This window comes from Nocardia aobensis NBRC 100429, from assembly GCF_000308375.1.
GTDB classification, from domain to species: Bacteria; Actinomycetota; Actinomycetes; order Mycobacteriales; family Mycobacteriaceae; genus Nocardia; species Nocardia aobensis.
Window position 1 is genome coordinate 1 of sequence record NZ_BAFQ01000260.1, and the last position, 9,144, is coordinate 9,144.

Consider the following 9,144-nt stretch of genomic DNA (forward strand, 5'->3'; position numbering starts at 1 on the left):
ACTGCCCGCACTTCGGCTGTCAGGCCCCACAATTCGGCGCCGACCAGCACTACCGGCAACCGGCCGCCGTGCGCCGGTCGCGCGAGATAGACGGCCATCGGTGAACCGTCCACCTCGACCTCGGCATGCCGGCCCACGATTTCCTCGGTCATTTCAGCCTCCACTGTGCCGCGACCTGCCGATCAGGTTGCGCCCCAGGCATTCTGCCGTAGGCCGCGCGCTGTCCCCAGTGCTGACTCGGCGACGTGGCCGACCACGCGCTCGGCGAGCAGCGCGCATAACGGCCGGAAACTGTCCTAGTTCTGCGCGAGAATGGGCCGGTGACCGATACGACGCAGCGCCTGCTCACCCTCCTGTCGCTGCTGCAGACACCGCGCGAATGGTCGGGGAGTGAGCTCTCGCAGCGACTGGGCGTCAGTCCCCGGACCGTGCGCCGCGATATCGATCGGCTGCGCGAGCTCGACTATCCGGTGCAGGCGACGATGGGCGTGTACGGCGGATATCGGCTGGCCGCGGGGACGGCGATGCCGCCGCTGCTGCTCGACGACCACGAGGCGGTGTCCACCGCGATCGGGCTGCGGACCGTCGCCGCGCACGCATTGCCCGGTGCGGACGAGGCGGCGGTGCGAGCGCTGGCCAAACTCGAACAGGTGCTCCCGACCCGGCTGCGGGCCCGCGTGCGTTCGGTGAGCGCGGCCACCGAAACCCTTGCCGCCGAATCGGATTCGCCGGTCGACACCGCCGTGTTGACGGTGCTGGCGGCCGCGATCGGCGGGCGGGAACAACTGCGCTTCGGTTACGTTTCGAACTCCGGTGCGCGGACCCGGCGGCTGGTCGACCCGCATCGCCTGGTCGCCGCGGGGCAGCGCTGGTATCTGGTCGCCTTCGATCGCGAGCGCGACGATTGGCGGATCTTCCGGATCGACCGCATCGAGAATCCGCAGCCGATCGGCTTGCGCTGCGAGACACGGGAACTACCCGCCGAGGACGCGGCCACCTACCTTCGCGATTCGTTGTATTCGATGGCGCCGGTGTACCGCGCGGAGGTGACGGTGTTCGCTCCGGCGGCCACCGTCCGCGCCACGGCGGGTGCGCTCGGCGAGATCGAGGACGTCGACGAGCACACCTGCCGGCTGCGCACCGAGGCGGACACCGTGCAATGGCTCGTCGTGCGACTGCTGCGGCTCGGCCACGACTTCCGCGTCGATGCCCCGCCCGAGCTCGCCGACCATGTCCGCGAACTCGGCGCCCGTTTGCAGCGCGCCGCACCCGCGCAATCGGGGGCGAAAAAGCTACGGTGACCGGATATACGCAATTTCTCAGCAAGCTGTACCGGAATACTCGAGGAGAACTGGTTATGCGTCGACTGAGTGTCACCCGTCGTCTCACAGCGGCAGCGGCGGCAGCCGCGGCGGCGTCCGTGGTCTTCGCCGGTCCCGTCGCGGCGGAACCCGCTGCCGTGGACTGGTCCGCGGCGACCGCGCATCTGCGTGCGGCGGCGGCCGGGAATCCGGCGGCCGAACAGGCAATCGATCGGCTGCTCGCCGCCGGTCCGACCGTCGAGCAGGCGGCTCTGCCCGCCCAGCCGTTCCAGATTCCCGCCCAATCCGACATCGGGCGCGGCACCGGCCCCGGCGTCTACGGGTCCGGAATCGCGTTGAACTACGACGGTTTCCGCCTCGGCTTCTTCGGTGGCCCGGGCACCATCGCCCCGAATCAGGGCGGGGCGAATCTGCAGGTCGTCTGGTACAACCTGTCGAACGGGCGCAGCGGCACCCAAACCCTGCTCGAACACAACGACGTGCCGGTGGACACCACCATCCGCACGCCGGTTTTCGATCCGGGGGCGGGCATGGTCGTGGCCGCGGTGTACGGGACGCTCTGGCACCGGTGGCCGGTCCCCGTTTCCGATGCCAACCCGGACGGTTTCCAGTACCAACTGGGCACCATTTCGGTCCCGTCGTTCGGCGCCTTCTACAACTGAGCGAACGACAGTGCGCGGGACCGGTTCGCAGCGAACCGGTCCCGTCGCCGTTTCAGTGGATGAACGGCAGACAGCTCGCCATCCCGAAGTGCACCAGCAGATATCCGGACGCCGGTACCGCGGCGACGAGAGCGGCGAACAGCGCGAGCGGAATCCCGCGCCCGGCCCGCCGCGTACGCGAGTCGGCGCGCACCAGCCGGTGCACCCGGTCGGCGACGGCGAGTGTGCTGGTGCCCAGCGCGGTATCCGGTAGCAGCGAGCGGATCTCGGCATCGCCGGTCGCTCCGGACAGCGTGAGCAGCGCGGTGAGTACGGCGGTGCGGCTGTGGCGACCGGCGGCGCGGTCGTCGGCACACATTTCCAGCAGCTGGGCGATGCGGTCGTCGGCGGCCGCGAACAGCGGAATGCGCGGCAGGGTGGTGGTCAGCGCGCGGGTCGACGCGCGGATCAGATGATGCCGCCCGGCCAGATGCGCGTCCTCGTGGGCGAGCACCGCCGCGAGCTGCGGCCGATCCAGCGCGGCGACCGCGGCACTGGTCACCACGACCGTCCCCGGTCGCCCCGCCACACAGTAGGCCGCCCGTTGCGGCGCATCGATGACCACCGCCGCGGCCGCACCGGTGTCGTCGTCCAGGCGCCGTCCGACGAGCGATGCCGAGCGTGCGTGCCGGGCGCTGCTGCGTCCCGCGCGCACCACCGCGCCGATCACCCGCACGCCCCGCACCGCGACGAATCCGATCAGCGCGAGCGCCGAGATCAGCGCCGCGAACTGCGCGACCGGACCGTGGCTGCCGTCGGCGGTCGCGTGCACGGCCACCACACAGTCGTCGAACAGGTGGGCCATCGGCAGATCCCAGGTGTGGGCGACCTGCACGGCCAGAGCCACCGCCGCGGCCGCCCACGCGCCGAGCACGGCGGCGATCGCGGTCAGCCAGGCCAGCACCCCGAGTGCGGGGACGCTGCCGTGCGCGGTGAGCCGGGTCAGGATCGGCGGGCCGAGAACGCAGACCAGTGCCGAATACCCCAGCAGGCACAGCGCGAGGGTCACTCGGCGACCTCGGTGCCCGGCTGCTCGGTAGGGGCATTGCGGGTCTTCGCGCGGCGCAGCACCTTGCGCAGGGCGGCGGTGTCGTCATCGGAGATCTGTTCGACGAAGTGGGCGAGCACCAGATCGGAGCGACCGCCGCCGAGCGCCTCGCGCATCAACTGGGCGCTGTACTGTTCGCGGCTCAGGCGCGCTCGATAGCGATAGGCCTTACCCTCGCGTTCGCGTTCCAGCCAGCCCTTGCGATGCAGATTGTCCATGGTGGTCATGACCGTGGTGTAGGCGATTTCCCGGCTGCGCAGCAGATCCTCGAACACGGTCCGCACGGTGATGGTGTCGGGAGCGGACCAGATGCGGTCCATCACCACCGCCTCCAGATCCCCGAAACGATGTGCCATCGCACCTCTCCACCATCGACTACGTACCGGGATAGTACCCATTCCCAGCCCTCGGGAACGGCTGTGGCCCCGCCGCAACGACGGGGCCACAGGGTGGGAGAGCCGATTTCAGGAAGCGGCCGGAGCAGGTGCGTTGAGGGTGTTGTACATCTGCACCGCGCTCGCGATACCGACCGGGACGCCGAGGATGGCGGCGCCGATCAGCGGTCCGACGGTGGCACCGAGTCCGGCCCCGACCAGGCAGCCGGCCGCACCGCTACCGAGGAAGAACTCCGGCACCAGGGCGAAGCCGATCGTCGCGCCGAGCACGCAGCCGGTGATGCCGCCCACCGCGCCGCCGGCGAGGCTGCCGATACCGGTCGCCAGCCCGAACTGGGTGGCGGCCACGCTCAGGGCGGAGTTGAACTCGTCCTGGGTGTAGATCGGCTGGGCGGAGGTGACCGGTTGTTCGACGGCGGCCGGCTGGGGCGCCGGCTGCTGAGCGGCCGCCTGCTGGGTCTCCGGCAGCGAGGCGGGTGCGGTGGCGGCCTGTTCGGCCTTGGGCGAGGTGGCCAGGGCGGTACCGGCGACCAGGGCGCCGCTGCCGTCCTTGACCTGGAACTGGGTGCCCACCGTGGTGAGCGAACCCAGTCCGGTCTGAATGCTGACCGAGCCGTCCTGCGTGTTGCTGGTGTAGCGCACGCCCGGAAGGATTTCGGTCGTCAGTGTGAACGGGTCGGCGGCGATCGGTGCGCCGGCGGCGGGGGCCGCGGGCGTGCCGGTGGCGGCGTTCGCAGTGGTGGCGGTGGTGGCTACGGCACCGGTCACCATCAGAGCTATGGTCGCGCCGGAGACCAAACGGGTGGTCTTGTTCATCGGATCCTCATCGTGGTCGATCGGATAAGGCGGCGAGCGATCGGGAATTCCAGAGGGAGAATTGCCGAATTATCCGCTGCCGGTGCGAAATCCGGATTATCCGGACCGCGCGAACCGAGATTAACGAGTACCGAACCCGCGTAAAGGTACGACGCGAAAACGTTTACGGTTGAGAAATGTTGCTAACCAAGCGGATACAGCTGCGTAATAAGCCTTTAACGTGAGAACCGAATGGGCCGAGCGGTTTCCGGACATCGTCGCGGTCATTCGACTATGTACGTACGCATTTAGTAGAGGATCGTACGTATCCGTCGGCGACAGTAGCAATCTTCGAGCGATCCGAAAAATCGCAGGGGCGAGACCGGTAGCGGTCTCGCCCCTGTGGCAGCCGAAACGTCGTTCAGCTCGGTGTGATCCGGAACAGTCCGGTCGTGGTGCCCTGGTATTGCACGCGTCCCGGTGCGATCGTGCCGACCATCTGCAGGGTGTCGTGCACGGTGCTGGTGCCGATCAACCGGCTGGAATTCTCTATGCCGGTTTCCGCGTCGATCGCGACGAGGTGATAGGTGTCGATCACCGCTCCGGCGCTGCCGGTATCGATGCCGGCGATCTGATTCTTGCGGGCGACCGTGTAGATCTTGCCGTCCGCCAGGGAAAGCCGGGGGACCGCAGCGGATTTCACATCACTGGTCCATTTCCGGGTGCACCCGCTACCGTCGGCCTTCACATCGATGCGGACCATACCGCCGGTGAAGTCGGCTTTGTCCGGCTCGCTCGGACCGGCGTTGTCCGGCAGCGCCGGATACGGATAGCCGTAGGTGCTCGCCACGAAGACGCTGTCACCCGAGCCGATCGGCGAGTTCTCGGTGCCGTCCACCGCGGGCATCGAGCAGACCGCGCGGCCGGTGCGAGTGTCGTAGACGAGCAGATTCTCCTGCGGCACCGCATTGTCGGTGATCGCCAGATAATCGGTACCGTCGCGCGGGCCGAAGAAGGTCGGACTGGCCCCGCTGCCCCAGCTGAGTTGCCCCGGTTTGCGTGCCGGGCCGCGATCGTAGGGCTGGCGCCACACCTGGTGCGGAGCGCCCGAGGCGTCCGCGGTGAACAGGTAGGTGGCGTGATCGGTGGTGACGGCGGTGCCCTCGGGGGCGGTCGAGATGCTGTTGTCGACGTGTTCTCCCGGCAGCGTGATCGACTGTGCGGAACCGGTTTTCGGATCGACCGCACCTACCGCGCCGTTTGCGGTGGCGAACCACACCCGGCCGTCGCGATCGGGCATCAGCGAGGCGACGCTGTCGCAGCCGTTCCCGCCGCAGTGGCCGGTCACCGCGGCGGCGAGGGGAGTCGAGGAGGCGATGGCCAGCTTCCAGCCATTGCCCTCCTTGGTATGCGCGACCCGCACCAGATTGTCGTCACCGTCGACCATGACCATGCGATCGGCATTGTCCAGATAGGCGTAGACCCCGCCGAGCAGACCGCCCTTGGGCAGTGCCAGCGACGTGAGCGGCTGACCGCTGTTCGGGTCGAGCAGGAATATCTTGGGCGAACGGTCGGTGACGGTGGTGCACAACGCCTGCGGCATGCCGTCGGCGCCCTGCAGGATGGTCGGGCATGCGGCGGCCAGTTCCCGGAACTGCGCGTTCACCGCGCCGGTACCGACACCCGGCAGCGGAGTGCTGTCGGAGGACTCCGCATCGCCGTGCATGGTGGCGGTGCCGACCGGCCCGAGATACGGATCGACCGGAGGGGGTGGGCCGAACGCGGCGTTCGCGGTTCCCGCGCCGATGGTCAGTATCGCCGCCGCGGCGGCAGCGATCGAGGTGATCGCGCCCTCGGTAAAGCCCTTACGTCGCACAAGCACTCCTCGATATGATTATTCGTATCGAATGATTCAATTATTCGTATCGCGACAGGTTAGGAGACCCCGTGCCGACTGGCAACACCGGACGGGCCGAAAGCTCGCCGCCGACCCGGCGGGTGGTGTCGGTGGTGGAATTGCTCGCCGCGCACGACGGTGCGCTGACCTCGGCGGAGATCGCCGATACGCTGGGGTTGAGTCGCTCCACCATGGGAGCGATCCTGGGCACTCTGGAGGAAACCGGTTGGGTGCGGCGGCTTCCCGACCTCGGCTACGAACCCGGTCCCGCGTTGCTCGTCCTGGGCGGACGGTTGCGGGATCGCCTGCGCGATCACGACCGGGTGGAGGCCGAACTGCGGCGGCTGGCCGAACGGGTGGGCTGCGGCGCCGCCCTCACCTCCATCGCCGGCAGCGAAGCGATCTTCGTCGCGGTGGCCGGCGGGCCCGGGCTGATCCCCGCCGGAATCGAGGCCGGCACCCGGATACCGTTGCGCCCTCCGGCGGGTGCGGCCGTGCTGGCCCACGCCGGGCTGCCCGCGCAGCGCGCGTGGTTGCAGCAGGCGCCGCCCGAGCGCCGGGCCGAATTCGAACAGGTGCTGGAAACCGTTCGCGCCCTGGGATATTGCGCGTGGGGTCTGGACGCGGCCAGCCTGCCCACGCTGCGAGTGCTGGCCGAGGTGGTCGATCATCTGTCCGACCGGCCCGCGGACAAGGCGTTGCGGGAGCGGGTCCTGGCACTGCTGGCCACGATCGGCGGCACGGCGCACAGCCGGGCCGATCTCGACAGCGATCGCGCACAGCCGATCAGCTATCTCGCGGTCCCGGTCTTCGACGGTGAGCGGGTGGTGATGGAGGTCCAGATCGGCCCGCTCAGTGCCGCCGTCGGTGCGGCCGAGCGCGCCGAGTACGTGCGCGAAACCGTCTCCGCCGCACGGAGAATCGCGGCGGCGGGTTAGCGGTTCAGGGCCTGTTCGAATATCGGCCAGGAGCGGTGCAGATCCTCCTGCCAGTAGCCCCAGGAGTGGGTGCCGTTCGCGCGCAGGTCGAAGGTCGCGGGAATGTTCAACTGCGTCAGCCGGTCCCGCAGCGCGATCGAGCAATTGTGGGTGGCGGCCTCGAGCACGCCGCCGTAGACCAGCTGCTCGATGAGTTTGCGGGTGTTGCCGTGGATTCCGGGCCCGTCCGGATTGTCGAGGGGACCGGGAATTCCGTTGCCGGTCGAGACGTAGATCGCCAGCCCGCGCAGCCGGTCCGCGTTGACGTACGGGTCGTGGGCCGCCCACAGCGGATCGTCGGGCGCACCCCACAGATTCAGCGGATCACCGTGCCACCGCAGTACCACGCCGTCGACGAACGCCTGCCCCAGCGGATCGCTGGTGCGCGCGCAGCCACTGTAGGAGCCGACCGCCCGGTACAGCTGGGGCGCGGCCAGGGCCAGCTGGAAGACGGAGGTGCCGGCCATGGAGATGCCGGCCACCGCGTTCGCGCCGGAGCCGTGAAAGGCCGAATCGATGATCGGCGGCAGCTCCGCGGTGAGGAAACTCGACCACTTCTGCCGGCCGAGCACGGGATCGTCGGCGCGCCAATCGGCGAAATAGCTGCCGTTGCCGCCCATCGGCGTCACCACCGTGACCTGTTTGCCGCGGAAGAAGTCGACGATATCGGTCTGTTCGGGCCAGCTGCTGGCCTCCGAACCGCCGCTGGCGCCGTTGAGCAGATACAGCACCGGCGCCGGGGCCGAACCATCCGGTGCCCGAAGGACTTTCACCTCGATCGCGCGATTCATCGCCGCGGAGTGCACGCGCAGATCCAGCATGCCGTCGGGTTCCTGCTCGACACCGAGCAAATGCGCACCGTCTGCGGCGGGTTCGGCGGCGGCGGTGAGCGCGGTGACGCTCACCGGGGTGGGTGGCGGGTCGTCGGCCACCGCAGGTGTCGCGCACAGCGCCGCGGTCAGCACCGACGCCAGCAGGGCGGTGGGCAGTGAGCGGCGAATCATCCGCCTACCTCTCTCGTTCCGTCGGGTCCGGACGGCGGTCAAGGTAGGCCCGCGAAGGTCACGGTCGCAAGGTATTCCGGCCACTGTTGGGACCGGCGGCCTATCGGACTCGACCGGATCTGGGGAAGGTCACAAACTTCCACGGCGACGGTTGGCGGATGGGCGCGGGTGCCGTTGACTCGGTCCGCGTGATTCGGCGGCGCGGCCGGCGCCGGCGGGTCGTCACATCTGGACGAAACGAGGGTTTCCATGGTCGGTTTCGGCTTCTTCGACGATTGGCATCCGCAGCCCGGCAGACTCATCGCCTGGGCACCCACTGCGCAATCGCGTGCGGCGGTCCTGGCCGCCCCGGAACATCCGGTCGGCCCGTCGTACCAGCAGCGCGAATATCTGCGCGCGGCATATCGCCAGCGCGACAGCGGATCTCGCGCATCCCGGCTGTGCATGATCGCCTTCGACTTTCCCGGCGTGCTGGACCGGGACGCCATGACCCGGACGATCACCGCGTTCGCCCGCCGCCACGACACGTTCTGGAGCTGGTTCTCCTGCGAATCCGGCGAGCGGATCGCGCGCCACGTCGCCGACCCGGCCGATATCGATTTCGAGCCGTGCGACTACGGCGAGATCACCGACAGCGACGCCGTCCGCGACCATGTGCAGCGCCACGCGCGTGATGTATTCGATTGGGACTGTTTCGGTTTCGGCGTCATCGACCGCGGCGACTCGTTCACCGTCTACGCGGCCGTGGACCACCTGCACACCGACGGTGTGGGGCAGGCGCTGTCGTGTGTGGATCTGCTGCTGCTCTACGGCAACGAACTGTCCGGCGGCCAGGTCCCCATCGAACCGGTCGACGGTCATCTCGCCTACTGCGAACGGGAACTGCGCTACAACGCCGAGCTCACCACCGACTCCGCGCCGGTACAGCGCTGGCTGGAGCTGCTGATCCGCCACGACGGCGCGGTGCCGTCGTTCCCGATGGACCTCGGCGTGGCGCCGGGTGCG

9 protein-coding genes are annotated in these 9,144 nt (G+C 68.9%); 4 read left to right on the forward strand and 5 right to left on the reverse strand.

Features of this window, described 5'->3' with window-relative positions:
* Positions 1-320: 320 nt before the first annotated feature.
* Positions 321-1,301: a helix-turn-helix transcriptional regulator gene (locus RJ03_RS28030; RefSeq protein WP_036507966.1), complete on the forward strand. Its 981-nt coding sequence runs from the start codon at positions 321-323 to the stop codon at positions 1,299-1,301.
* A 56-nt stretch (positions 1,302-1,357) separates the two neighbouring features.
* Positions 1,358-1,984: a hypothetical protein gene (locus RJ03_RS28035; protein ID WP_036507968.1), complete on the forward strand. Its 627-nt coding sequence runs from the start codon at positions 1,358-1,360 to the stop codon at positions 1,982-1,984.
* A 52-nt stretch (positions 1,985-2,036) separates the two neighbouring features.
* Here RJ03_RS28035 and RJ03_RS28040 read toward each other — a convergent pair whose 3' ends face one another.
* The 4 genes from RJ03_RS28040 to RJ03_RS28055 form a co-directional block, all read right to left on the reverse strand.
* Positions 2,037-3,032, reverse strand: a complete 996-nt coding sequence (locus tag RJ03_RS28040) for a M56 family metallopeptidase (RefSeq protein WP_036507971.1) — start codon at positions 3,030-3,032, stop codon at positions 2,037-2,039.
* Entirely contained in the window at positions 3,029-3,427 is a 399-nt protein-coding gene (locus RJ03_RS28045; RefSeq protein ID WP_036507975.1) for a BlaI/MecI/CopY family transcriptional regulator, read from the reverse strand. Before RJ03_RS28045 ends, RJ03_RS28040 begins: the two co-directional genes overlap by 4 nt.
* Before the next feature lie 108 nt (positions 3,428-3,535).
* Positions 3,536-4,282 carry a DUF8020 domain-containing protein gene (locus RJ03_RS28050; RefSeq protein WP_036507978.1) on the reverse strand — a complete coding sequence of 249 codons (747 nt, stop codon included), beginning with the start codon at positions 4,280-4,282 and terminating at the stop codon, positions 3,536-3,538.
* Between the two features lie 400 nt (positions 4,283-4,682).
* Positions 4,683-6,137 carry a hypothetical protein gene (locus RJ03_RS28055; RefSeq protein ID WP_051025338.1) on the reverse strand — a complete coding sequence of 485 codons (1,455 nt, stop codon included), beginning with the start codon at positions 6,135-6,137 and terminating at the stop codon, positions 4,683-4,685.
* 71 nt (positions 6,138-6,208) lie between these two features.
* Here RJ03_RS28055 and RJ03_RS28060 point away from each other — a divergent pair, with 71 nt between their 5' ends.
* Entirely contained in the window at positions 6,209-7,096 is an 888-nt protein-coding gene (locus tag RJ03_RS28060; protein WP_036507980.1) for an IclR family transcriptional regulator, read from the forward strand.
* Here RJ03_RS28060 and RJ03_RS28065 read toward each other — a convergent pair.
* A complete protein-coding gene (locus RJ03_RS28065; protein WP_036507983.1) occupies positions 7,093-8,139 on the reverse strand; it encodes an alpha/beta hydrolase in 1,047 nt (348 codons plus the stop codon). The two genes, RJ03_RS28060 and RJ03_RS28065, sit on opposite strands and share 4 nt — an antisense overlap.
* Positions 8,140-8,388: 249 nt before the next feature.
* Between RJ03_RS28065 and RJ03_RS28070 the strand changes: the two genes are divergently transcribed.
* Positions 8,389-9,144: hypothetical protein (locus RJ03_RS28070; protein ID WP_036507985.1), on the forward strand; the 756-nt coding region annotated here is incomplete at its 3' end.

What these genes read in the sequence shown, in the direction of transcription:
- RJ03_RS28035 (WP_036507968.1), top strand. Translation starts at nt 1,358, where the DNA reads ATGCGTCGACTGAGTGTCACCCGTCGTCTCACAGCGGCAGCGGCGGCA.
- RJ03_RS28050 (WP_036507978.1), bottom strand. Translation starts at nt 4,282, where the DNA reads ATGAACAAGACCACCCGTTTGGTCTCCGGCGCGACCATAGCTCTGATG.
- RJ03_RS28045 (WP_036507975.1), bottom strand. Translation starts at nt 3,427, where the DNA reads ATGGCACATCGTTTCGGGGATCTGGAGGCGGTGGTGATGGACCGCATC.
- RJ03_RS28065 (WP_036507983.1), bottom strand. Translation starts at nt 8,139, where the DNA reads ATGATTCGCCGCTCACTGCCCACCGCCCTGCTGGCGTCGGTGCTGACC.